This is a genomic window from uncultured Oscillibacter sp. (assembly GCF_950073225.1).
Lineage (GTDB): Bacteria > Bacillota > Clostridia > Oscillospirales > Oscillospiraceae > Oscillibacter.
In genome coordinates this window covers 84,943-105,635 of record NZ_CATMPS010000005.1, presented here as the reverse complement: position 1 = coordinate 105,635, position 20,693 = coordinate 84,943, and the positions used below count along the sequence as shown (strand labels likewise).

Sequence of the window (20,693 nt, the reverse complement as noted above, 5' to 3'; positions counted from 1 at the left end):
GGAAAGGTCCCTTTACAAATAAGAGCGGCCGTCTCCTGATATGTAAAGCTTCCTTTACCAATAAGCTACCACAGCCCGGGCGATTTGTCAAGGGTCCTTTACATAAATTTCCCCCGCCTTGCAATTTTCCCGGCCCTGTAGTATCATAGAGAAACTGCTGAACGGAAAAGGGGACCGCCCATGAAACGAATCTTCCCCGCCCTCTGCGCCCTGCTGCTTCTGACCGCCTGCGGCCCGGACCTGCCGCCGGAGGATTCGGAAAGGCCGCAAATCGTCGCCACCGTCTTCCCGGCCTATGACTTCGCCCGCTCTGCCGCCGGGGAGCTGGCGGACGTGACGCTGCTGCTGCCCCCCGGGGCGGAGAGCCATTCCTACGAGCCCACCCCGGCGGACATCCTCCGGGTCCAGCGCTGCGACCTCTTCATTTACCTGGGCGGCGAGTCCGACGCCTGGGTGGATACCATCCTCTCCGCCATCGAGCCCCGGGGGGACGTGCTGCGGATGATTGACTGCGTGGACCTTCTGGAGGAGGAGACCGTGGAGGGGATGCAGGGGGGCCATGACCATGAGGAGGGCCACGATCACCTGGGTGAGGTGCTGAGCATGGACGAGCATGTCTGGACCGCCCCCCGGAACGCCGCCGCCGTCACCCGGATTATCGGGCAGCGGCTGGCCCTCCTGGACCGGTCGAACGGGGAGGCTTACGCCGCCGGAGCCGAGGCCTACGCCCTGGAGCTGGAGGAGCTGGACCGGGACTTCGCCGCCTTCTTCGACACTCTGCCGGACCGGACCATCGTCTTTGGCGACCGCTTCCCTTTGCTGTATTTCGCGGAGGCCTATGATCTGGACTATTACGCCGCCTTTCCCGGCTGCGGAGCCCAGACGGAGCCCTCGGCGGCTACGGTGGCTTTTCTGACAAGGAAGGTCCGGGAAGAGGGCCTGCCCGCCGTCTGGTATATCGAGTTTTCCAACCACCTGGTGGCGGACAGCATCGCCGAGGCCGCCGGGGTGGAGACGGCCCAGTTCCACACCTGCCACAACGTAAGCCGGGCGGACCTGGAGGCGGGGGCCACCTGCCTCTCCCTGATGCGGGCCAACCTGGAGGCCCTGCGGGAACACATGTGATGTTTAGAACGTACCGATTATGAAAAGGAGGACGCCGCATGGACAACGCCTTTGACTTCCTGACCCTGGATTTTTTCACCCGGGCGGCGGTGTTTCCCGGAAGCCTGGGGACCTTCCGCTACCGCTTCCAGCGCACCGGCTGGATGGGAGACGGGGAGATCCAGGCGTGGGTGTACGAGAACGTCTGCTTTGAGCTGGCGAAGAACGCGGAGACGGAGACCTTTCCCTGGACGGAGGAGGGCGTCGCCGCCTTAAAGGCTTGGCTGAGCCAAAAGCTGGCGGAGAGGGGGACGGAGCCCTACCGGATTCCCTACCCGCCGGAAACGGAATAGGAAACAGGCGGCCCTCCTTTCAGGAGGGCCGCCTGCCCGTTCAGCCGGTTTTCTGCCGCGCGGACGCGGGCAGTTATTTAATGTAGTATACCCGGCCGTCCTTCCGCGCCGCCGCCTTGGGCGTCTCGCCCTCCGCGTAGCCCAGGGCACAGTGGCCGATGCCCTCATAGTCCTCCTCAATGCCCAGGGACTTCAGCAGCTCCTTTCCCCAGGGCGTTTCAAACTCCTCCTTCGCCCGGTGAATCCAGCAGCTCCCCACGCCCAGGGCATGGGCCGCCACCATCAGGTTCTCCATGACCACGCTGCCGTCGTAGACCCGGTTGGGCCAATCCTTTTTCGCCAGGACGATCAGCATGGCGGGCGCGCCGTAGAAGGGGTCAAAGCCCGCCTCCCAGCCGCCGATTTCGCAGTTCATCCGCACAATTTTGTCCCGGAGCGCCCGATCGGTCACCTGGATGATGATGGTGTTCTGCTGGCCCTTCCCGCTGGGGGCGTAAAGCCCCGCCTCGATGATCTGGTCCAGAATCTCCTGGGGCACCATGTCCGCCTTGTATTTGCGGACGCTTCTCCGGTTCCTGAGCTGTTCCAACACGTTTTCCAACGCCGGACCCTCCTTTATCAATTTATGAATTGGAAGCATAACTTCATCATACCATCTCTTGGGCCGGAAGTCCATACCGGGGCCCTTGCCAGGGCCTCCCTTTTGTGGTATACTGCTCTCAATTTTCAACCGCAGAAAAGGAGGAAGGCCATGTTTACCGGCTTTACCGACGAGACGGTGGACTTCATGTGGGGCATCCGCTTTAACAACGAGCGGGCCTGGTTCGAGGCCCACAAGGAGATCTATCTGCATCACTTCTACCGCCCCATGCAGGCCCTGGGGGCGGAGATTTACGCCTTTATCCGGGACAAGCGCCCGGACTACGACCTCATCAACAAGGTCACCCGCATCTACCGGGACGCCCGCCGCCTCCACGGCCGGGGGCCTTACAAGGAAAGCCTGTGGTTTTCTGTGGAGGAGCCCGCGGAGCAGTGGACGGCCAAGCCCACCTTTTGGTTTGAGCTGATGCCGGAGAGCTGGACCTACGGCATGGGGTATTACCTCCCCAAGGCCCTGACCATGGCGAAGCTCCGGGCCCGGCTGGACCGGGACCCCAAGACCATGGAGGCCCTGACCCGGGCCCTGGAAAAGCAGGAGGAATTCCAGCTGGAGACGGAGGCCTACAAGCGGTCCAAGGGCCCGGCCCCCTCGGCGCTGCTGGAGCCCTGGTATCAGGCGAAGTCCTTTGTGATCCGCCACGAGGAGAAGCTGACGGAGGACCTGTTTTCCCGGGCGATTGTGGACCGGCTGAAGCGGGGGTATGAATTTTTGCTGCCTTACTATGATTACTTCGTGACGCTGGACGGGGACCCGGACCCTCGGGAAGCGGGCTGAAACGGCCCGGGGCCCCGTGGCTCCGCCGCGGCTTCCTTGAAACAGGGCAATAGGGAACAGGGCCAGCCTTTCAGCTGGCCCTGTTCCCTATTGTTTGGAAGATTGGATGAAAAGAAGTTTTGTCTCTTGCAAGTATTAAGATACAGGAGAGTTGTTAAGGAAACCAGCATCAATTGTTACAAAAGTCTTAAATCTTATGTCAACCAAATTCGCGGGACGCCGGCCGAGAAAATTGGATAGATTTTCCAGCGAGTCAAAAAGCCTATAGCTGAAATGGCACGGGAAATCCCTCCCAGGCTTCCCGCGTGCATGGCCCGGTCAATGAACGCGGCTGCGCAGGCCGGCGAAAAAATCGGACAGGACCTGCCGGCACTCTTCCTCCAGCACGCCGCCCACCAGGGCGGGGGAGTGGGGGAAGTCCTCCATAAAGAGATTGGTCACGCCGCCGCAGGCCCCGAAGGCCGGGTCCCGGGCCCCGAACCAGACCCGGCCGACGCGGGCGTTGAGAATAGCCCCGGCGCACATGGGACAGGGCTCCAGAGTGACATAGAGCTCGCACTCGTCCAGCCGCCAGGAGCCCAGGGCCGCGTTGGCCTGGGCGATGGCCTCCATCTCGGCGTGGGAGGCGGCGGAGCGTTTTTCCTCCCGGCGGTTCCGTCCCCGGCCCACCACCACGCCCTCCCGGACGACGACGCAGCCCACGGGAACCTCCCCGGCTGCGGCGGCCTCCCGGGCCAGGGCCAGGGCCTGTCTCATAAAAATTTCCTGCATGGGGGACCCTCCTGTATGAAAACTGGCATATTTGTCCAGACTCGCCATATAAAGTATTATACAGGAGGGACAACGCTATGAAAACCACTTTCTTGAAAAAAACCCGGCAGGACCCGGAGCTGCTGGCCCTGAAAGAGGAGCTCCAGAGCGCCAGGGGGGATTTGTCCCTGGCTTACCGGCGGTTCGACCAGGCGGTGGACCCGGAGCTGGTGGAGTCCTGCATCTATCAGATCAAGGCGGAAAAGGCCCGGTGCAATTACCTCATCCGGGCCATCAAGGAGCGGAGCCCGGAGAGCTTCCTGCCCCGGCTGGAGGGCGAAGCGGCATGGACTTGAATCAGAAGATCATCGCCGCTCTGCTGGCGGGGTTTTTCCTCATCGCCCTGCTGCGGGTGTTCAGCGCGCCGCTGAAGCTGGCAGTGAAGGTGCTGGCAAACACCCTGCTGGGCTTCCTGGCTCTCTGGGCGGTGAACGCCACCGCCGGAGTGACGGGCATCGCCCTGGGGATCAACGTCTGGAACGCCCTGGTGATCGGAGTGCTGGGGCTTCCGGGCTTTGTCCTGCTGCTGCTGGTGCAGTGGGTGCTGTAGAAATACATAGGCCGGTCCCTCCGGGGCCGGTTTTTTCTAAGCGGATAATTTAAATTAGAGATCGAGCATTTAGGAGATAATCGAAGATTTTGATAGAAACTTAGAGTATATACGGCGCTGGTTAAAAATCCTGTTGACATTGCCGGGAAGCCATGGTATAAATAACCTTGCTCCGTAAGGAGCGTTTGATTTGTAAGACCAAATGGAAAATATACTGATGGAGGAAAGACCATGTCCACTTTTATGGCAAACAAGGCCAACATTGAGCGCAAGTGGTACATCCTGGACGCCGCCGGAAAGCCCCTGGGCAAGACCGCCGTCCGGGCCGCCGATCTGCTGCGCGGCAAAAACAAGACCACCTTCACGCCCCACGCCGACTGCGGAGATAATGTCATCATCATCAACGCGGGAAAAGCGGTGCTCACCGGCAAAAAGGGCGAGCAGAAGATCTACCGCACCCACTCCGGCTGGGTGGGCGGCTTGAAGGAGACCCCCTACCGCATCCTGATGCAGGAGAAGCCCGAGGTTGCCATGCGGGTGGCCGTCCGGGGCATGATGCCCAAGAACACCGTGGCTAAGGATTCCTTGAAGCGCCTGCACATCTATGCTGGCGCCGAGCACAAGCAGCAGGCCCAGAAGCCCATCGCCCTGGACGCTGAATAAGGAGGAGGAAGCGTATGTATCAGTCTAAGAAGCCTTATCTGTATGGTACGGGACGCCGGAAGTCCTCCGTCGCCCGGGTCCACCTGTTCCCCGGCGGAACCGGAAGCATCACCATCAACGGCCGGGACATCGACGATTACTTCGGCCTGGAGACCCTGAAAATGGTGGTCCGCCAGCCCCTGGAGGCCACCGGCAACACCGGCAAAATGGACATCGTGGCTACCGTCACCGGCGGCGGCGTCACCGGCCAGGCCGGCGCCCTGCGCCACGGCATCGCCCGGGCCCTGCTGCTGGCCAGCGAGGACAACCGCCCTATCTTGAAAAAGGCCGGGTTCCTCACCCGCGACCCTCGTATGAAGGAGCGCAAGAAGTACGGCCTCAAGGCTGCCCGCCGCGCGCCTCAGTTCTCCAAGCGCTGATTTTGCAAAGCGAATCATTTTATACCGCATACAGCAGCGGGACCTCATGGGAGGTCCCGCTGCTTTTTTGCGCTCAGCAAAAGCCCTGGGAGCCATTCTCCTGGAGCAGGTGCTCGCAGAGCTCCCGCTGCTTGGTGTCATAGAACTCCATGTATTTCAGGGCATAGATGTCGCAGAGGATATAGCGCTGGCGGCCCGTCTGGTAGATGATGAAGTAGTCGTTCCCCACCTCGTGGAGGATGCCCTCCCAAACCATGGTGCCTTGGGTGCCGATGAGCAGGGTGGCCGCCACGAAGTTCCCCCGGTTCCGCAGCAGCATGGCCTTCAGGGAACCCAGAAACGCCTCTCCGGTGGTGGTGGGAGCCTCAATGACCTCGGCGGGCTGGTGGTTCTGGAGGTCCAGGTCCCCGGTGCTGCCCGCAAATTCATTGTGGGCGGGATGCCGGGCCGGCGGGCGGACCGCCGGAACAGAAGAGACCGGACCCGTGGAACCGGCGGCGTTTGCAGAGTTTGTGGAGCCGGTAGAGCCCGTAGAACCCGTAGAACCCGTGGAGCCCGTAGAGCCGCTGGAGCTGGTAGAGCCCGTGGTGCCTGTGGAAGCGGCGGAACCCGCAGAACCTGGAGCGGCAGGGGCCGGAGGAGCAGCGGGACGGGACGGCGCGGGCGTGCCGGAGCTTCCGGAGGAAGTCCCCGCCGAGGGGAACTGGAAGGCCGGGGGCATATCGGCGGGCATGGGCGCGGGGGGATACTGGAACGGGCCTGTCATCCCGGGGGCCGGGGAGGCGGCGGTCTGGGGGGCGCTGATCTCAGAGGACCAGTCTGTCAGGGGCTGGGACATATAGCTCGTGTTGGGCATGATGGACACCTCTCAAGTTTTATAGTATGCGTCGGTAGGATTATAAAAGCAGTGGTCGCCGATACGGGTCTGCCAGTACCCCACGCCGGTGGGGAAGAAGGGCCGGCAGTCGGGGCCGAAGGGATTGTAAAACCAAAGGGACTCCGCCACGTCCGGCAGGCGGTTCCCGGCGATGGCCCAGTCGGCGATCTCGTAGTGGATGGCCTCGGGCCGCATGTTGTATATGTTCTGGGGGTTGTAGGCGCCCCCCTCCGTCTCGCTGGCGCAGACGAACTGATAGGGCTGAAAGATGATGTTTCGGATGCTGCCCTGGCCTACCCGGGCGTACTCGCCGCCCCGGGCGTGGACCCGGTTCATCACTACCCCTGCCACGGCCTTCATGCCGTTTTCCCCCTCGCCGCCCGCCTCACACTCGATCAGGCGCGCCAGCAGCTCCCGGTCGGAATATGCCATGGTGCATTCCTCCTTTGTCGCTGGTTCAGCATACGCGAAAAGGGGGCCGCTGGTGACAGCGGGAAAAGCAGAAAGCCCCGCCTTCCGGCGGGGCTTTCCTCGTTATTTCCCTTGTTCCTGAATCGCGGTGCGGAACATCTCCTCCGCCTGTTCAATGGAGCGGTCCAGGGCGTACCGCCCGGCGTGTTCGCCGTAGCGCTTCCCCATTTCCTCCCGCTCTTCGGGATGCTCAACCCACCAGTCGATCTTCTCCGCCAGGGCGGCGGCGTCCCCGGCGGGGAACAGGCTCCGCCCGTCCAGGGCGAACTGGGGCGTGGCGGACCGGGGGGAGTCCGCGATGACGGGCACCAGGCCGCAGGCGAAGGCCTCCATGCAGCTCATGGCCTCAATCTCCGCGTCGGAGGTGTGGACGTACAGGTCCGCCATGTGGAGGATCTCCAGCAGGCGGTCCGGCTCGTAAAATTCCATGACAATGGGGTTGGGGAGCTTTTCCGCAAGACGCCGGTACTTTTTTTCCAGGGGCCCCTTGCCTGCCAGAATGACCTGGATGCCGTCTTTGTGGCGGCACTGGGCGCAGGCGTCAATGAGCACGTCCTGGCGCTTCTCCCCGGCGTAGCGGCCCACCATCAGCACGTTGAACTTTCCACGCATCCAGTCCTCCTGAGGGGCCCGCCCATAGGTATACCGGGGGCTGATGCCGTTGGAGATGACGTGGAGCCGCGCGGTATAGCCGTGCTGGCGGAGCTGATCGGCAATCATGTTGCTGGGGCAGTGGATGTGGGTGAAACGGTTGAAAAAGGTGTCCCGAAACTTGGTGTAGACAAAGTCGTTCACCCGTTTGCTGTTGCCCATGTGGAGGGTGAAGGTGATGTTCTCCGGCTGGCAGTGGAATGCCGCCGTGTGAGGGATACCCAGGCGCTCCACATGCTTGAGGCCCATGATGGCCAGGGGGGAGGGCATCATGAAGTGGACCACGTCCGCCCAGGCCGCCGCCTTCTCGAAAACGTGCTTGTTGGGAATGGCCAGGCGCATCCCCTGGCTGGTGATGAGGTGCTCCACAATGGGGAGGAACCGCATCTGCCGGACGGCGTATTTGTAGTCCGTGGGCTTGCCGGTGGCGATGACCCGGACCTCGTTCCCGTGCTCCTTCAAGGCCGTGGCGAAGCGCCGGGCGCTGATGGTGGTTCCGTTGTTGGCGTCGTCGAACTGGTCGATGACCAAGACGATTTTCATATTTCCCGCCGGCCCTCTCAGCCCTGAGCCAGGAGCTGCTCCAGCCCCAGGGCCAGCTGGTCCGGGCAGGAGGTGCTCTTGGCCCCGCAGCGGATTCCCTTCAAACGCCGGACGGCCTCCTGGGCGGTCATGCCCTTCACCAGGGCGGAGATGCCCTGGAGGTTGCCGCTGCATCCGCCCATGACCTGGAGATCCTGAATGACGCCCTGGTCGTCCAGGTCCACCCGCATTTCCCGGGAACAGACGCCGCGGGGCTGGAAGGTATAAGTTTTCATATTGGTGCCCACTCCTTTTTAAGCCGCCGGAGACGGCGGACAGTCGTTTAACCTATATACCATAGCATAGAAATGAGAAAAAGGCAAGCCCCGGAGGGCCCGCCTTTTTGGCTCAGCTCTTTAAGAATTCGCCGGGGTCCACCGCCTCCCCGTCCTGGGTGACGGAAAAATGGAGGTGGGGGCTTTGGGCGGCCTCGGCGGAGGCGGTGGCGCCCACCGCGCCGATGATCTGCCCGGCGGTGACCAGGTCCCCCGGCTCCACCGTGGGCCTCGCCTGAAGGTTGGAGTAGGTGGTGGCATACCCGCCCTGGTGCTCAATGACCACGGTGGTGCCCATCAGGGGATCGTCCTCCACGGAGGAAACGGTGCCGGCGGTGGCCGCCAGCACGGTGGTGCCGGGCTTGGCGGAGATGTCCACGCCGTCATGGGTCCGCCAGTCCGCCAGGGTGGGACTGTAGACCAGCTGGTCCATGGAGAAGGCCATCAGCACCTCGCCCTTCAAGGGCTCCACGATGAGCTTGGGGGGTTCCGCCATCACCGGCGTGTCGTCCACCTGCACTTCCGGCATGGTGGGAACGATTTCCACCTCCACCGGAACCGGGGCGGAGGCCTCCACCGGGGGCTCCTCGTCCTCCGGTTCCGGCTCCGGGATATAGGCGCTTTCCACCGGGGCGCTGACCGTCTCCGTGGGCGCCGCCTGCTCTTCGTCGGGCTTGTCCCCGCTAAAGAGCAGGAACCAGCCGCTCACCGCCGCCGCGATCAGGCAGACGGCCAGCAGGAGATAAAAGCCCGTGCCGCTGAGGACGGATTTCAATTTGTGTTCCATGCAAGAGTTCCTCCCTCAATAGAAATAAGTCTGAGGGAAGTATGGACGGGGACAGGAAAAATTATACCGTCCCCGCTTTCTGGAACGCTTTTATTTTCGCGCCTCCAGGGCGGCGGCGTAGAGGTCGTTTTTGCTGAGGCCCGTGTGCTCCGCCACCTCCCTGGCGGCGTCCTTCAGACGCTGCCCGGCGTCCACCAGGGCCAGCACCTGGGCCGCGCCCTCCTCCAGGGTGAGGACGGCGGCCTTTGACCGCTCCGCTCCGGCCACCACCAGGACGTATTCTCCCCGGGGGTCGTGGTCCCGGTAGTACTCCGCCGCCTCCCCCAGGGTGCAGCGGCGGACCTCCTCATGGAGCTTGGTCAGCTCCCGGCAGAGGGCGATCCGGCGCTCCGGGCCGAAGGCCTCGCAGAAGTCTGCCAGCGTGGGGCGGAGCTTGTGGGGGGCCTCGTGGAAGATCATGGTCCGGGTTTCGTTTTTCAGGCTCTCCAGGTGCTCCCGGCGGCTGCGCTTGTTGACGGACAAAAAGCCCTCGAAGGTAAAGCGCCCCGTGGGCAGGCCGCTGACCGCCAGGGCGTTCACCGCAGCGCAGCAGCCGGGGATGGACGTCACCGTCACGCCGTGCTCTCCGCAGAGGCGGACCAGGGCCTCCCCCGGGTCCGAGATGGCGGGGGTCCCGGCGTCGGTGACCAGGGCGCAGCTCTCCCCCGCCAGGAGGCGGCCCAGGACCGCCTGGCCGGCGGCGGCGGCGTTGTGCTCGTGATAGCTTGCCAGGGGCTTTTTGATTCCAAAGTGGTTCAGCAGCTTCAACGACACCCGGGTGTCCTCCGCCGCGATGAAGTCCACCGCCGCCAGAGTCTCCACCGCCCTGGGGGACAGGTCTTCCAGGTTGCCGATGGGCGTGGCCACCAGGTACAGCGTTCCGCTCATAGCGGGGCCTCCTCTCGAAAGTAAATGCGTTTCAGCTCCGCCGTGGGGGAGCCGTCGGGGTTCTCCAGAATCAGCGGCTCCTCCACAGCCAGGCCCGGCTTTCCGCCCCGGCGGGCCTCCAGCAGCAGGAGGGAGGGGGCCCTCTCCGGCCGGAGGGAAACCAGCCGCAGCCGCTTGGGCTCCAGCCCCTCTCCCCGCAGGGCGCAGAGCAGGTCCGTCAGCCGCTCCGGCTTGTGGACCAGGCAGAAGGCCCCGCCCCAGCGCAGCAGCCGCCCGGCGGCCCGGCACACGTCCTCCAGGGTGCAGGCTTCCTCCGTCCGGGCGGTCCGGCGGGCCTCCCCCTTGGGCAGGGGACCGGCGGAGGGGGGGAAGTAGGGCGGGTTGCAGACCGCCAGGTCAAAGCTCCCGGCGGGCAGGGCGGTTTCCCGCAGGTCCTCCAGCCGGAAGAACAGGCGGTCTTCCACCCGGTTCTCCGCCGCCGCCAGCTTCCCCAGGCGGACGGCCTCCGGCTGGATGTCCAGGCCCGTCACCGCCAGCGCCCGCTGGCGCTGGAGCAGAAGGAGGCCCAGCAGCCCCGTGCCGCAGCCCAGATCGCAGACCTTCCATCCCGGTTTCAGCTTCGGCAGGGAGGCCAGGAGGAAGCTGTCCAGCCCCGGGGGATGCTGCCCGTTTCCATAGACAAAGCGGAGGCCGCCGGGGCGCAGGGCCTCCCAGCGCGGGCCCTCCATCAGCGGACGGGCGGATAGCCCGCCAGTCTGGCGTTGAGCTTGGAGTAAATGCGCGTTTGAAACCAAGGCTCCGTGGAGGCGGCCACGGCCTCCTCCAGGGCGAACCAGGCCACGGCGCTGTTCTCGCCGGCCTTGCGGCGCACCGGGGCGGCGGGGTCCGCCTCCAGAAGAAAGGTGACGTTCAGGTGGAGGTGAGAGGAGACATACCGCCCCCGCTTCTCGTGGCCGTCCACCGTCAAAATTTCCACGGAATAAATGTCCCGGGATACGGGCCGGACCTCCTCCAGTCCGCTTTCCTCCCGGACCTCCCGGAGGGCCGCGGACAGCAAGTCCCGCTCCCCGTCGGCATGGCCCCCCAGCCAGGACCAGGAGTCATAGAGGTTGTGGTAGGCCAGCAATACCCGGTCCCGCCCGGGGCTCACCACCCAGGCGGAGGCCGTCAGGTGGGCCAGGTCCTCCCGGCCATAGGGAGCCTGTCCGTTTTCCAGCAGGCGCAGCAGCGCCTCCCGGTCCCGCTCCTCCTGTTCGTTCCAGGGCCGAAAGGCCCGCAGCTGCGCAGCTAGGTCCATAGTAATCCCACCTCGCCCGAATTTGGTAACAGCCTCTATGATAGCACAGTTTGCCCAAAAGGGAAAGCGGTAAAATTCCGCCCCCGTTCCGCGTTTTCCCGCCAGGGAGCGGTCCTGGCCTGGTAGAAACTTACAGAAAAATGGAAAAAATGCACAATATATGGGGTTTGCCGCAGAAAACAAAAAAATTGTCGAAGAAAACTTCTGTTTTTTTGTAATCCTGTCTTGAAAAATCTGGAAATTTATGCTATTTTAAAGAAAACGAGCTGAGAGTGTCAGGACGCTCTGACAGCCGATCAAGAAGGAAAGGTTTGGAATCATCATGGAACATCAAAGGACTGTAATTCTGGCGGACGCCAGCGAGGAATTCCGCGCCATGCTGCAGGAGGCCATCGAGCAGGCCGGTGAGTTTACCGTGGCGGCTTCCACCGGGAACGGAGTGGAAGCGCTGCGGCTGATTGAGGAGCGGAAGCCGGACCTTCTGCTGACGGATGTGGCCCTGCCGGGGCTGGACGGGCTGGGGCTTCTCAAAGCGGCGAAGGAGATGGATTGCTGCCCCAAGGCCATCATCGTCTCCGCCTTCTGCGGGCATCAGACCTTGGCGGACGCGGAGAAGCTGGGCGTGTGCTACTATCTGCCAAAGCCCTGTGAGCCCGCCTCCCTGGTGGAGCGGATGCACGGCATTTTCGAGGGGCCCGCGTCTCCGGACCTCCGGGTGCACGCTTTGCGGAACACCGTCACCAACGTGATCCACGAAATCGGCGTCCCCGCACATATCAAGGGCTACCAGTACCTGCGGGAGGCCATCATCATCGCGGTCAACGACATGGAGGTCATCAACGCGGTGACCAAGGTGCTGTATCCGGCGGTGGCCAAGCGCTTCGGCACCACGCCCTCCCGGGTGGAGCGGGCCATCCGCCACGCCATCGAGGTGGCCTGGGACCGGGGAGACCTGGAGACGCTGCAAAAGTACTTCGGCTACACCGTGTCCAACACCAAGGGAAAGCCCACAAACTCGGAGTTCATCGCCATGATCGCCGACCGGCTGATGCTCAGCGGGGACGGCTGGGTGCTGCGGGACCAGGGCTGAGACTGCGCAAGGAGAGGAGAGGCAAAACGCCTCTCCTCTTTTTTATGCCTCCGGGCCCAGGCGGGCGGAGACGAGGGCCTTTTGCTCCTCCGTGGGGGGCCAGTCCAGGTCAAGGCCCACCACCCGGCCCGGGAAGCATAAGAGCCAGTTGTCCGTGGCCTTGCCGTCCTGCCGGTAGTACTGCCGGTAGGCGGCCTCCGCCCCCCAGGGGGCCGGATCCTCCGGGCGGTAGGTCTTGGAAAACTCGGGGATGCCGGGGGAGTCGCCGTCAGCCAGGAGGTCTTCCATCAGCGCCTCCAGGAGCCATTGGGTCCGGGGCTCGTAGATGGTATAGCTGAGACGGAGGGAGCCGGGCCATGTGGTTTCGTCCTCATCCCCGGTGTTCTGAAAGGCATACTCCCGGTAGGACTGTTCCGGCAGGAGGAAGGAGCCCTGGGTCATCCGCTCCCGCCTGTCGTGGCGGTAGGTCTCTCCGGTCAGATCCGTGAGGGTCAGGGGCAGATCCTCCCGGGGGTGCACGTCGAATTTGATGTGCTGGTAGGTGTAGGTCTCCCCGCTGCCGCCGGAGAGCCAGCCGAAGCGGATGCTGGCCCAGACCAGTCCGCCGATCATAGCGAAGACCAGCAGCACGTCCACTGCCAGGGTGCCCGCGATGTTCCACCGCTTAGAGACCCGCCGGCTCCGCAGAAAGGCCGTGGTTCCCCGGATTAGGGCCCCTACCAAGGAGAACAGGGCCAAATACGCCGTGAAGAACACCACGTAGCCCCTGCCGCCGCTGATGAGCTCCGTCACCAGCCAGACCGCCACAAAGAGCCCCACCAGGACCAGTCCCGCGCGGTTGATCCGCTGATAGGCCTTGGTGCTGATGGGGGCGCAGGGCCCGCCCTCCTCGATGGAGCGCCGGGAGCGCCTCCGCCAGCCGTAGTAATGACAGAGGGTGTAGATTTCCAGCAGGGCCATCAGGACGAACAGCGGCCCGGAGATGAGGCTGCCGCTGCGCTCCAGAACGCGGAGGGGCTTGACGAACAGCGTACCCAGGAAGGAGAAGGACATGAACAGCCCCAGGGCCAGCAGGATGAGGTTCGTAAGCAGGAAGCTTTTTCCCAGGGAGCGGTGGATGTTCTCAAGCCGCAGGGCCTCGTCCGTCTCCAGGGGAACCGCATCCGTGTCCTCTGTGGAGAAGATCTGCATCTGGAACCAATCGCAAACCTTGGTCCACCCGGCGGCATTGCACAGCTCCTCCAGGGATTCCTGCCCCTCCGTGGGGCCGGGGTTGAATTGGGAGGCCCCGGCGTTGTAGGTGACGGCGTAGCGAAGGCTCGCGGGCTCGGCCCGGCGGTATTTCCAGAGGGCGTTCCCCGCCTTTTCCAGCCGCCAGCCCTGAGCGGCCATGGCGGAGAGGTGTGCCTCCACGCCCCGGTAGTCGTAGAGGCAGAGGGTATTCCAGCGGTATTTGAGATCCTTCATGTGGTCTCCTCCTTCCAGTCCTCCGGGGCCAGCCGGGTAGAAATCAGGGCCTTTTGGGCGTCCGCCGGCTCCGCGTCCGGGCTGACCGACGCTGCCCGGCCCGGCCAGACCAGCAGCCAGCTGTCTCCGGGGTCCTCGTCATAGTAGCGCCGGTAGGCCGCTTCCGCCCCCCAGGGGACCGGGTCTTCCGGGACATAGCGCAGGGTGGTGAGGAGCATGCCCCGGAATTTAATGGGGTCGTCCTCCAGAAGGTCCTCCAGCAGGGAGTCCTGAAGGGCGGGGGAGGAGAGGTCCCAGAGGGTGTAGCCCAGCCCGCAGACCTTGGGTCCGTCTCCCAGGAGGGCTGTCTCCCGGTAGGCCCGCTGAGGGATGAAGACGGAGCCCAGGTCCTCCGCCTCCCGGCGGACGTGGCCGTACTCTTCTCCGGTGAGCTCCGCCAGGGTCAGAGGGAAGTCCTGCCGGGGAGAGATGTCCCAGTTCTGGTCCCGGTACTCGTAAGTCTCCCCCGTGGGGCGTTCGTCGGAGAACCAGTCGGTTTCATAGCGGCTCCAGATCAGCCCGCCGATGAGGGTGAAGCACAGGACCACATCCACCGCCAGGGTCCAGGCGATGTTGGAGGTCTTGGAAGCCCCCTTCTTTCGAAGCAGGGCCGTGGTCCCCCGCATCAGAATGTTAATCAGGGTGAAGAATGCCATGTACACCGCGAAGTACAGCACCGCGCCCCGGTGCCCCCGGTCCAGCTCCGACAGCAGGAACACCGCCACCAGCAGGACCAGCAGGACCCACATGCCCAGGCTGGCCCACCGGCTCCCGCAGCCCACCGGGAGGCAGGTTCCGCCCTCCTCCACGGAGCGGCGGGACCGCCGCCGCCAGAGGAAGTAACCGGCGAGAAGACAGAGCTGGAGGGCCGCCTCCGCCAGGCACAGGACCCCGGCGGTGAGCAAGGCGTTGTTTTTCAGCATGCCGTAGAGGTCCCAGGTGACCAGAGCCAGGAAGAAGTCCCGGCCGATGAAGAGCATCAGAAGCAGGACGGCAATGTTGCCGGGGAGGAAGCTCTTCCGCATGCAGCGGTGGATGTTTTCCAGACGCAGAGCCTCGTCGGTTTCCAGAGGGACGGCGGCGGGGTCCTCCGTGGAATAAATCTGCATCTTGGAGCAGTCGGAGACCTTTTCCCACCCGGCGGCGGCGCAGAGCTCCTCCAGGGACTGCTCCCCCTCCGTGGGGCCCGGCTCGAACCGGGAGGCTCCGGCGTTGTAGGTGACGGCATAACGAAGGCTCGCGGGCTCGGCCCGGCGGTACTTCCAGAGGGAGCCGCTCGCCTTCTCCAGCCGCCAGCCCTGGGCGGCCATGGCGGAGAGGTGTTCCTCCACGCCCCGGTAGTCATAGAGCTGAAACGTGTTCCAGCGATAGGTCACATTTTTCATTTCAGGTCCTCCTCTCCCGCGCAGGTCTTATAATCCTCGGTCAGCGCCAGCAGGCGGAGGTATTCCGCCCGCAGGGTCTCCCGGCCCTTGTCCGTAATCAGGTAGCTCCGCTTCCGGCCCGACACGCTGGTTTCCCGGATCATCCCCGCCTGCTGGAAGCTGTCCAGGAGGTTGTACAGGGTGCCGGGCCCCAGGTCCACCCGCCCGCGGGTCAGGGCGGACACCCGGGTCATGATGTCCGTGCCGCAGCACTCCTCCCGGAGGGTGAGGAGGATGTAGAACATCGGCTCCGTCAGGGTTTGAAACTTCTCTCTCGCCACGGCGCACCTCCTAATATCGAATATCGTTATTACTAGGTACAGTATAATATCGAACATCGATATTGTCAAGGGGCACGGGGAAAAAGAGCGGCAAAAAGCCGCCCAAGCGGGCGGCGGAAATTGACAGGCGCTGGACGGTATGGTAGGATGGTGACAGAAGGACGCTGTTGTATAACAGGCGGTTGGCCACTCCCTTATGAAAGGGGGTGAAGCTGTTGGGAAGAAAACGGCTGTACGCGGTACTCCGGTTTCTGGTGTGTCTGGTCTTTTGGGCCTACATACTGACCATAAAGGCGTGTTGACCGTCCGGACGGCACCCGAACGGTCAACATAGTTTTGCTATGTTACCTGGTAAGGGCCAACCGTCTTGCAACAGCGCCCTTCTATGCTCATTATACGGATTCGCCCTGGTTTTGTCAATGCCAAAACCAGGGCGTTTTTGGCACAAAGCCCTACGCCAGCTCCGCCAGGCCCGTATAGAGCTGGTAGTACCGCCCCTTCTGGGCCAGGAGGTCATCATGGTCGCCCCGCTCGATGATCTCCCCCTGCTCCAGGACCATGATGGCCCTGGCGTTGCGGACGGTGGAAAGCCGGTGGGCGATGACAAACACCGTCCGGCCCGCCATGAGGCGGTCCATGCCCTTTTCAATCAGTTTTTCCGTCCGGGTGTCGATGGAGCTGGTGGCCTCGTCCAGAATCAGCACCGGGGGATTGGCGCAGGCCGCCCGGGCGATGTTCAAAAGCTGCCGCTCCCCCTGGCTGAGGCCGCTTCCGCCGCCGGAAAGCACGGTCCGGTAGCCCTGGGGCAGATGGCGGATGAAGCCGTCGGCCCCCGCCAGCTTTGCCGCGGCCTCCACTTCCTGGTCTGTGGCCTCCAAACGGCCATAGCGGATGTTGTCCGCCACGGTGCCGGTGAAGAGATGGGTGTCCTGGAGCACCACGCCCAGGGAGCGCCGCAGGGATTCCTTGGCGATGTCCCGGATGTCGATGCCGTCATAGGTGATGGTTCCGCCCTGGATTTCGTAGAAGCGGTTAATGAGGCTGGTGATGGTGGTTTTTCCCGCGCCGGTGGAGCCCACGAAGGCAATCTTCTGTCCCGGCTTGGCGAAAAGGGACACGTCGTGGAGGATGGTCCTCCCCTCGTCGTAGCCGAAGACCACATGGTCGAACCGCACGTCTCCCCGAAGGGGGACCAGGGCGCCGTCGGGCTTCAGCCAGGCCCAGGCGTTGGTGTCCCGGTGAACCCGGGTAAGGGTCCCGGCCTCGTCCTCCGCCGCCCGGACCAGGCGGACCTTGCCCTCGTCGGTCTCGGTGGGGGTTTCCATAATTTCAAAGATGCGCTCCGCACCGGCCACGGCGGAGAGGATGGTGTTTACCTGCTGGGATATCTGGGTGATGGGCTGGCCCACCTGGCGGGAATACTGGAGGAAGGCCGCCAGGCCCCCCAGGTCGCCGTTCCGAATGGCCAGAAGGCCCCCCACGCAGCAGGTGACGGCGTAGTTGATATAGTTCAGGTTCCCCATGGCGGGCATCATCATGCCGGAGAAGATCTGGGCCCGGGTGGCCGCGTCCCGGTAGGCCTCGTTGCGCCGCTGGAAGCCCGCCTGGGCCTCCGGCTCGTGGTTGAAGACCTTGATGACCTTTTGGCCCTCAATCATCTCCTCGATATAGCCGTTGACCTCCCCCAGGGCCTTCTGCTGGCCGCCAAAGTAACGGCGGGAGCGGGATCCGATGGTCTTAACCACCCCCAGCATCACCGCCAGGGTGGCGAAGGTGACGAGGGTCAGCGCGGGGCTCAAGACCAGCATCATGACGATGGTGCCGGTGAAGGTCAGCGTGCAGGAGATGAGACTTCCAAAGCTGTTGTTCAGAGCCTCGGAAACGGTTTCGATGTCGTTGGTGTAGCGGCTCATCAGCTCGCCGTGGGTGTGGGTGTCGAAAAATTTCAAGGGCAAATCCTGCATCCGGCTGAACAGGTCCGCCCGGATGTTGGCCATGGTGGTTTGGGCAATCTGAACCATGATGCGGCTGTAACCATAGGAGCACACCGCGCCCAGCACATACACCAGGGCCATGATGGCCAGCATCCTGGCAAGGCCCGGAAAGTCGCCGGGCAGAATATAGTCGTTGATGAGGGGGCGGATGAGATAGGAGCCGCCCACGGTGCAGGCGGAGCTCACCACCAGCAGCGCCGCTACCAGGGCCAGGTGGAGCTTATAGCGGCCGAGATACCGCATGAGCTTCCCCAGGGTGCTCCGGATGTTCTTGGGCTTGCGGAAACCGCCTCCGGGACCGCCGGGGCCATGAGGGCCGGGTCCGTGCTTAGCCATCGAGGCTCCCTCCTTCCTGCTGGGACTGATAGACTTCCCGATAGATGCCGCAGCGCTCCATCAGTTCCTCATGGGTACCCTGGGCGATGATGCGCCCGCCGTCCATCACCAGAATCAGGTCCGCCTCCCGGACAGAGGCCACCCGCTGGGCAATGATGAGTTTTGTCGCGTCCTTCAGCTCATGGGCGAAGGCCGCCCGGATCTTCGCGTCCGTGGCGGTGTCCACGGCGCTGGTGGAGTCGTCGAGGATCAAAACCTTGGGCTTCTTCAAAATCGCCCGGGCGATGCAAAGCCGCTGCTTCTGCCCGCCGGAGACGTTCACGCCCCCCTGGCCCAGGTCCGTGTCCAGGCCGCCGGGCATCCGCTCCAGGAACTCGTCGGCACAGGCGGCCCGGCAGGCGGCCCAAAGCTCTTCCTCCGTGGCCTGGGGGCTGCCCCAGAGAAGGTTTTCCCGGATGGTGCCGGTAAACAGGGTGTTTTTTTGCAGCACCATGCTGACGGACTCCCGGAGGCGCTCCATGGTATAGGCGGCCACGGGCCTCCCGCCAACCCGCACGGAGCCCTTGTCCGCCTCGTAGAGCCGGGGGATCAGGGAGACCAGAGAGGTCTTGCCGCTGCCGGTGCCCCCCAGGATGCCCACGGTCTTCCCGGAGGGGATGTGGAGGCTGACGTCCTCCAGAATCCACTCGGAGCTCTCGGCGCTGTATTTGAAATACACATGGTCGAAATCAATGGAGCCGTCGGCGGGATCGGCGTTTGGATCGGCCCCCTCGCCGGAGATGGCGGGGACCTCGCCCAGCACCTCCGCCACCCGCTTGGCGCAGGCCACGGTGCGGGTCAGCATCATGAAGATCATGGAAACCATCATGAGGGACATCATGATCTGAGTGATGTAGGTGAAGTAGGTGATGAGCTTCCCGGCCTCCAGGGAACCGGCGTAGACCATCTGACCGCCGAACCACATGACGGCGATGATGGTCCCGTAGATGATCAGCATCATCAAGGGCATGTTGACGACCACCCGGCCGAAGGCCCGGAGGGAGGTGTTTTTCAAATCATCGTTGCGCTCCGCGAACTTCTCTCGCTCCCGGTCCTCCCGGACGAAGGACTTTACCACCCGGACGCCCGCCAGGTTCTCCTGGACCACCAGGTTCAGCGCGTCGGTCTTCTCCTGGAGGGAGCGGAACAGGGGCCCTGTCGCCGCCAGCAGGATGACCACCACCACCGCCAGCAGGGGCAGCGCCGCCAGGAAAACGCTGCTGAGCCGGTAGCTGATGCGGATGGAGAAGAACAGGGCGGCCACCAGCATTACCGGGGCCCGGACCATCAGGCGCATGGACATCATCAGGGACATCTGAAGGTTGTGCACGTCGTTGGTCAGCCGGGTCACCAGGGAGGCGGTGGAAAAACGCTCGATGTTGGAAAAGGCGAAGGTCTGGATGTGGTCGAACTCCGCCCGGCGGAGGTTCGCCCCAAAGCCCATGCCCGCCACGGAGGATGTCACCGCCGCCCCCAGGCCGAAGCACAGGGAGGCCACCGCCAGGGCCACCATCAGCCCGCCCTTGCGCAGAATGTAGGACTGGTCGGCGTTCGCGATGCCCACGTCCACGATGTCGCTCATCACCAGGGGGATCAGCAGCTCGAAGACGGCCTCCATGGCGCTGCACGCCACACCCGCCAGAATCCACGGGGCGTAGGGCCGGGCGTGGGGCCAGAGTTGTTTCGTCATGTCTCGGATTCCTCCTTGAGATTTTGAATCACGCGGTCCAAAAGGGCGCACAGGGTTTCCCGCTCCTCCTGGGTAAAGCCCCGGACCATGGCCGCTTCCACATCGAGAAAGCTCTGCTGGAAGAGGGCCTGCTGCTCCGCGCCCTTCTCCGTCAGGGTGATGAAACGGCGGCGGGCGTCGCTGCCGCTGACGGAGCGGCGGACCAAGCCCTTTTCCTCCATCCGGTCCAGCACGCCGTTGACGGTGGAGGGCTTCACCCGGAGGAACTCCGCCAGCTCGTGCTGCGGGACCCGCCCGCCGTGCTGCTGGAGGTAGAGGAGTACATGGGTCTGGGCCGGGGTTACGTCGTACCGGGAGACCCGGGCGTCCATATTGGCCTTGGACAGCTTGGCCGCCCAGCCCAGGGCGGGGCCCAGGCCCCTGACGCAGTTGTTCATGCAATCAGCTCCTCATTCTTCTCCCCGGAGGGACAAGGTCGTTAGTGCGCTAAATGTTAGCGTGCTAAATATTAGCACAACCTAACGGCTCTGTCAAGGGTGAAATCTGGATATTTTTTGAACGTTTTGTAAATATCAGGGAACAAAATTTGTCGGATGTAAACAAAGTGTGAAGCTTGAAGAAAAGCCGTTGACAATTGAGGGACCTGCCGCTATGATAAACCCAACAAGCGGAAAACGCTTGCTGACCCCACCATTTTCCCTCTCCTTTCTCTATACCATACAGGAAAGCGGGCCGTCCTCTCGGACGGTCCGCTTTCCTGTTTTCCTGAGAGGTGGAGGTTCCGGGGGAATGGCCTGACCAGGGGGGGCAGGCCCCACTAAGGGGTTCCTTCCCCCGCTGTTTTACTGTCTATCAATTTATTTTTATTGAAAAACGATAAATTCTTATTGACAATCAACTGGGTCCATGGTAGGATACCAGAAAAAGGAGGCGGTTTGCCATGGGATTGACGATGATTTTGCTTCCAGCCGCGCTGGCGCTGGCCATCTGGGGCGGCGTGATGGCGGTGAGCGGATTCCGGCAGAGGAATAAGCTGAAAATTTTCTCCGGCGCCGGGGCGTTTGCGCTTTTGGCGGCGGGGATGGCGGTGATGATGGAGTTCATCACAAGGCCGCTTTGAGAGGGGCGACGT

The 20,693-nt window shown here is 63.3% G+C and carries 25 protein-coding genes; 9 read left to right on the top strand and 16 right to left on the bottom strand.

What is annotated here, in order from left to right; genetic code table 11:
• Window positions 1–180: 180 nt before the first annotated feature.
• Both Q1M04_RS04880 and Q1M04_RS04875 read left to right on the top strand, forming a co-directional pair.
• Window positions 181–1,125 (top strand): metal ABC transporter substrate-binding protein, encoded by a 945-nt coding sequence (locus Q1M04_RS04880; protein ID WP_295757777.1) that lies wholly within the window; start codon window positions 181–183, stop codon window positions 1,123–1,125.
• A 38-nt stretch (window positions 1,126–1,163) separates the two neighbouring features.
• On the top strand, window positions 1,164–1,457 hold the full coding sequence (locus Q1M04_RS04875) for a hypothetical protein (RefSeq protein WP_297997273.1): 294 nt from the start codon (window positions 1,164–1,166) through the stop codon (window positions 1,455–1,457).
• Between the two features lie 73 nt (window positions 1,458–1,530).
• Here Q1M04_RS04875 and Q1M04_RS04870 read toward each other — a convergent pair whose 3' ends face one another.
• A complete protein-coding gene (locus Q1M04_RS04870) occupies window positions 1,531–2,049 on the bottom strand; it encodes a nitroreductase (RefSeq protein ID WP_366131571.1) in 519 nt (172 codons plus the stop codon).
• 159 nt (window positions 2,050–2,208) lie between these two features.
• On the opposite strand from Q1M04_RS04870, the gene Q1M04_RS04865 reads away from it, so the two are divergent.
• A complete protein-coding gene (locus Q1M04_RS04865; protein WP_297293772.1) occupies window positions 2,209–2,892 on the top strand; it encodes a DUF2461 domain-containing protein in 684 nt (227 codons plus the stop codon).
• Window positions 2,893–3,210: 318 nt separating this feature from the next.
• On the opposite strand, the gene Q1M04_RS04860 is transcribed toward Q1M04_RS04865, so the two are convergent.
• Complete coding sequence (locus Q1M04_RS04860; RefSeq protein ID WP_293279206.1) at window positions 3,211–3,663, bottom strand: nucleoside deaminase; 453 nt, start codon at window positions 3,661–3,663, stop codon at window positions 3,211–3,213.
• Window positions 3,664–3,740: 77 nt separating this feature from the next.
• Here Q1M04_RS04860 and Q1M04_RS04855 point away from each other — a divergent pair, with 77 nt between their 5' ends.
• The 4 genes from Q1M04_RS04855 to rpsI all read left to right on the top strand — a co-directional run bounded on the left by Q1M04_RS04855 (window position 3,741) and on the right by rpsI (window position 5,334).
• Window positions 3,741–3,998: a DUF2508 family protein gene (locus Q1M04_RS04855; protein ID WP_204791055.1), complete on the top strand. Its 258-nt coding sequence runs from the start codon at window positions 3,741–3,743 to the stop codon at window positions 3,996–3,998.
• On the top strand, window positions 3,989–4,252 hold the full coding sequence (locus tag Q1M04_RS04850; RefSeq protein WP_293279203.1) for a pro-sigmaK processing inhibitor BofA family protein: 264 nt from the start codon (window positions 3,989–3,991) through the stop codon (window positions 4,250–4,252). Before Q1M04_RS04855 ends, Q1M04_RS04850 begins: the two co-directional genes overlap by 10 nt.
• A gap of 231 nt (window positions 4,253–4,483) precedes the next feature.
• Window positions 4,484–4,915, top strand: coding sequence for a 50S ribosomal protein L13 (gene rplM / locus Q1M04_RS04845; protein WP_293280466.1), 432 nt, complete (start codon window positions 4,484–4,486; stop codon window positions 4,913–4,915).
• Between the two features lie 14 nt (window positions 4,916–4,929).
• The gene (gene rpsI, locus Q1M04_RS04840; RefSeq protein WP_293280468.1) at window positions 4,930–5,334 is read left to right on the top strand and encodes a 30S ribosomal protein S9; all 405 of its coding nucleotides are present in this window, start codon (window positions 4,930–4,932) and stop codon (window positions 5,332–5,334) included.
• Between the two features lie 73 nt (window positions 5,335–5,407).
• Here rpsI and Q1M04_RS04835 read toward each other — a convergent pair whose 3' ends face one another.
• The 8 genes from Q1M04_RS04835 to Q1M04_RS04800 form a co-directional block, all read right to left on the bottom strand.
• Window positions 5,408–6,190, bottom strand: a complete 783-nt coding sequence (locus Q1M04_RS04835) for a hypothetical protein (RefSeq protein WP_297997280.1) — start codon at window positions 6,188–6,190, stop codon at window positions 5,408–5,410.
• Window positions 6,191–6,202: 12 nt separating this feature from the next.
• The gene (locus Q1M04_RS04830) at window positions 6,203–6,643 is read right to left on the bottom strand and encodes a cell wall hydrolase (protein ID WP_204791567.1); all 441 of its coding nucleotides are present in this window, start codon (window positions 6,641–6,643) and stop codon (window positions 6,203–6,205) included.
• Window positions 6,644–6,745: 102 nt separating this feature from the next.
• Entirely contained in the window at window positions 6,746–7,876 is a 1,131-nt protein-coding gene (locus tag Q1M04_RS04825; RefSeq protein WP_297997283.1) for a glycosyltransferase, read from the bottom strand.
• Between the two features lie 17 nt (window positions 7,877–7,893).
• Window positions 7,894–8,151, bottom strand: coding sequence for a TIGR03905 family TSCPD domain-containing protein (locus Q1M04_RS04820; RefSeq protein WP_293280962.1), 258 nt, complete (start codon window positions 8,149–8,151; stop codon window positions 7,894–7,896).
• Between the two features lie 112 nt (window positions 8,152–8,263).
• The gene (locus Q1M04_RS04815) at window positions 8,264–8,977 is read right to left on the bottom strand and encodes a M23 family metallopeptidase (protein ID WP_297301191.1); all 714 of its coding nucleotides are present in this window, start codon (window positions 8,975–8,977) and stop codon (window positions 8,264–8,266) included.
• 90 nt (window positions 8,978–9,067) lie between these two features.
• Window positions 9,068–9,904: a 16S rRNA (cytidine(1402)-2'-O)-methyltransferase gene (rsmI, locus tag Q1M04_RS04810; RefSeq protein ID WP_293279618.1), complete on the bottom strand. Its 837-nt coding sequence runs from the start codon at window positions 9,902–9,904 to the stop codon at window positions 9,068–9,070.
• Complete coding sequence (locus tag Q1M04_RS04805) at window positions 9,901–10,632, bottom strand: tRNA1(Val) (adenine(37)-N6)-methyltransferase (protein ID WP_297997286.1); 732 nt, start codon at window positions 10,630–10,632, stop codon at window positions 9,901–9,903. The genes rsmI and Q1M04_RS04805 overlap by 4 nt, the downstream gene beginning before the upstream one ends.
• Window positions 10,632–11,201 carry an NUDIX hydrolase gene (locus Q1M04_RS04800; protein WP_297997289.1) on the bottom strand — a complete coding sequence of 190 codons (570 nt, stop codon included), beginning with the start codon at window positions 11,199–11,201 and terminating at the stop codon, window positions 10,632–10,634. Before Q1M04_RS04800 ends, Q1M04_RS04805 begins: the two co-directional genes overlap by 1 nt.
• 322 nt (window positions 11,202–11,523) lie before the next feature.
• Here Q1M04_RS04800 and spo0A point away from each other — a divergent pair, with 322 nt between their 5' ends.
• The gene (gene spo0A / locus Q1M04_RS04795; protein ID WP_293279623.1) at window positions 11,524–12,291 is read left to right on the top strand and encodes a sporulation transcription factor Spo0A; all 768 of its coding nucleotides are present in this window, start codon (window positions 11,524–11,526) and stop codon (window positions 12,289–12,291) included.
• Window positions 12,292–12,333: 42 nt separating this feature from the next.
• On the opposite strand, the gene Q1M04_RS04790 is transcribed toward spo0A, so the two are convergent.
• From Q1M04_RS04790 to Q1M04_RS04765, 6 genes are all read right to left on the bottom strand, one after another.
• Complete coding sequence (locus Q1M04_RS04790) at window positions 12,334–13,758, bottom strand: DUF2812 domain-containing protein (protein WP_297997292.1); 1,425 nt, start codon at window positions 13,756–13,758, stop codon at window positions 12,334–12,336.
• Window positions 13,755–15,182 carry a DUF2812 domain-containing protein gene (locus tag Q1M04_RS04785; RefSeq protein ID WP_297997295.1) on the bottom strand — a complete coding sequence of 476 codons (1,428 nt, stop codon included), beginning with the start codon at window positions 15,180–15,182 and terminating at the stop codon, window positions 13,755–13,757. The genes Q1M04_RS04790 and Q1M04_RS04785 overlap by 4 nt, the downstream gene beginning before the upstream one ends.
• Window positions 15,179–15,502, bottom strand: coding sequence for a PadR family transcriptional regulator (locus tag Q1M04_RS04780; RefSeq protein ID WP_293279628.1), 324 nt, complete (start codon window positions 15,500–15,502; stop codon window positions 15,179–15,181). Before Q1M04_RS04780 ends, Q1M04_RS04785 begins: the two co-directional genes overlap by 4 nt.
• 452 nt (window positions 15,503–15,954) lie before the next feature.
• A complete protein-coding gene (locus Q1M04_RS04775; RefSeq protein WP_297997297.1) occupies window positions 15,955–17,832 on the bottom strand; it encodes an ABC transporter ATP-binding protein in 1,878 nt (625 codons plus the stop codon).
• Complete coding sequence (locus Q1M04_RS04770) at window positions 17,825–19,561, bottom strand: ABC transporter ATP-binding protein (protein WP_297997299.1); 1,737 nt, start codon at window positions 19,559–19,561, stop codon at window positions 17,825–17,827. The genes Q1M04_RS04775 and Q1M04_RS04770 overlap by 8 nt, the downstream gene beginning before the upstream one ends.
• On the bottom strand, window positions 19,558–19,998 hold the full coding sequence (locus Q1M04_RS04765) for a MarR family winged helix-turn-helix transcriptional regulator (protein ID WP_297997301.1): 441 nt from the start codon (window positions 19,996–19,998) through the stop codon (window positions 19,558–19,560). The genes Q1M04_RS04770 and Q1M04_RS04765 overlap by 4 nt, the downstream gene beginning before the upstream one ends.
• 503 nt (window positions 19,999–20,501) lie before the next feature.
• On the opposite strand from Q1M04_RS04765, the gene Q1M04_RS04760 reads away from it, so the two are divergent.
• Window positions 20,502–20,681: a hypothetical protein gene (locus tag Q1M04_RS04760; RefSeq protein WP_293279634.1), complete on the top strand. Its 180-nt coding sequence runs from the start codon at window positions 20,502–20,504 to the stop codon at window positions 20,679–20,681.
• The last annotated feature ends 12 nt before the right edge of the window (window positions 20,682–20,693 follow it).

Excerpts from the sequence above, each read along its gene's own strand:
- spo0A (WP_293279623.1), top strand. The coding sequence starts at position 11,524 with ATGGAACATCAAAGGACTGTAATTCTGGCGGACGCCAGCGAGGAATTC.
- Q1M04_RS04820 (WP_293280962.1), bottom strand. The coding sequence starts at position 8,151 with ATGAAAACTTATACCTTCCAGCCCCGCGGCGTCTGTTCCCGGGAAATG.
- Q1M04_RS04825 (WP_297997283.1), bottom strand. The coding sequence starts at position 7,876 with ATGAAAATCGTCTTGGTCATCGACCAGTTCGACGACGCCAACAACGGA.
- rplM (WP_293280466.1), top strand. The coding sequence starts at position 4,484 with ATGTCCACTTTTATGGCAAACAAGGCCAACATTGAGCGCAAGTGGTAC.
- Q1M04_RS04800 (WP_297997289.1), bottom strand. The coding sequence starts at position 11,201 with ATGGACCTAGCTGCGCAGCTGCGGGCCTTTCGGCCCTGGAACGAACAG.
- Q1M04_RS04850 (WP_293279203.1), top strand. The coding sequence starts at position 3,989 with ATGGACTTGAATCAGAAGATCATCGCCGCTCTGCTGGCGGGGTTTTTC.
- Q1M04_RS04770 (WP_297997299.1), bottom strand. The coding sequence starts at position 19,561 with ATGACGAAACAACTCTGGCCCCACGCCCGGCCCTACGCCCCGTGGATT.
- Q1M04_RS04785 (WP_297997295.1), bottom strand. The coding sequence starts at position 15,182 with ATGAAAAATGTGACCTATCGCTGGAACACGTTTCAGCTCTATGACTAC.
- Q1M04_RS04790 (WP_297997292.1), bottom strand. The coding sequence starts at position 13,758 with ATGAAGGATCTCAAATACCGCTGGAATACCCTCTGCCTCTACGACTAC.
- Q1M04_RS04765 (WP_297997301.1), bottom strand. The coding sequence starts at position 19,998 with ATGAACAACTGCGTCAGGGGCCTGGGCCCCGCCCTGGGCTGGGCGGCC.
- Q1M04_RS04865 (WP_297293772.1), top strand. The coding sequence starts at position 2,209 with ATGTTTACCGGCTTTACCGACGAGACGGTGGACTTCATGTGGGGCATC.
- Q1M04_RS04880 (WP_295757777.1), top strand. The coding sequence starts at position 181 with ATGAAACGAATCTTCCCCGCCCTCTGCGCCCTGCTGCTTCTGACCGCC.
- Q1M04_RS04830 (WP_204791567.1), bottom strand. The coding sequence starts at position 6,643 with ATGGCATATTCCGACCGGGAGCTGCTGGCGCGCCTGATCGAGTGTGAG.
- rsmI (WP_293279618.1), bottom strand. The coding sequence starts at position 9,904 with ATGAGCGGAACGCTGTACCTGGTGGCCACGCCCATCGGCAACCTGGAA.
- rpsI (WP_293280468.1), top strand. The coding sequence starts at position 4,930 with ATGTATCAGTCTAAGAAGCCTTATCTGTATGGTACGGGACGCCGGAAG.
- Q1M04_RS04860 (WP_293279206.1), bottom strand. The coding sequence starts at position 3,663 with ATGCAGGAAATTTTTATGAGACAGGCCCTGGCCCTGGCCCGGGAGGCC.
- Q1M04_RS04805 (WP_297997286.1), bottom strand. The coding sequence starts at position 10,632 with ATGGAGGGCCCGCGCTGGGAGGCCCTGCGCCCCGGCGGCCTCCGCTTT.
- Q1M04_RS04815 (WP_297301191.1), bottom strand. The coding sequence starts at position 8,977 with ATGGAACACAAATTGAAATCCGTCCTCAGCGGCACGGGCTTTTATCTC.
- Q1M04_RS04875 (WP_297997273.1), top strand. The coding sequence starts at position 1,164 with ATGGACAACGCCTTTGACTTCCTGACCCTGGATTTTTTCACCCGGGCG.
- Q1M04_RS04855 (WP_204791055.1), top strand. The coding sequence starts at position 3,741 with ATGAAAACCACTTTCTTGAAAAAAACCCGGCAGGACCCGGAGCTGCTG.
- Q1M04_RS04775 (WP_297997297.1), bottom strand. The coding sequence starts at position 17,832 with ATGGCTAAGCACGGACCCGGCCCTCATGGCCCCGGCGGTCCCGGAGGC.
- Q1M04_RS04835 (WP_297997280.1), bottom strand. The coding sequence starts at position 6,190 with ATGCCCAACACGAGCTATATGTCCCAGCCCCTGACAGACTGGTCCTCT.
- Q1M04_RS04760 (WP_293279634.1), top strand. The coding sequence starts at position 20,502 with ATGGGATTGACGATGATTTTGCTTCCAGCCGCGCTGGCGCTGGCCATC.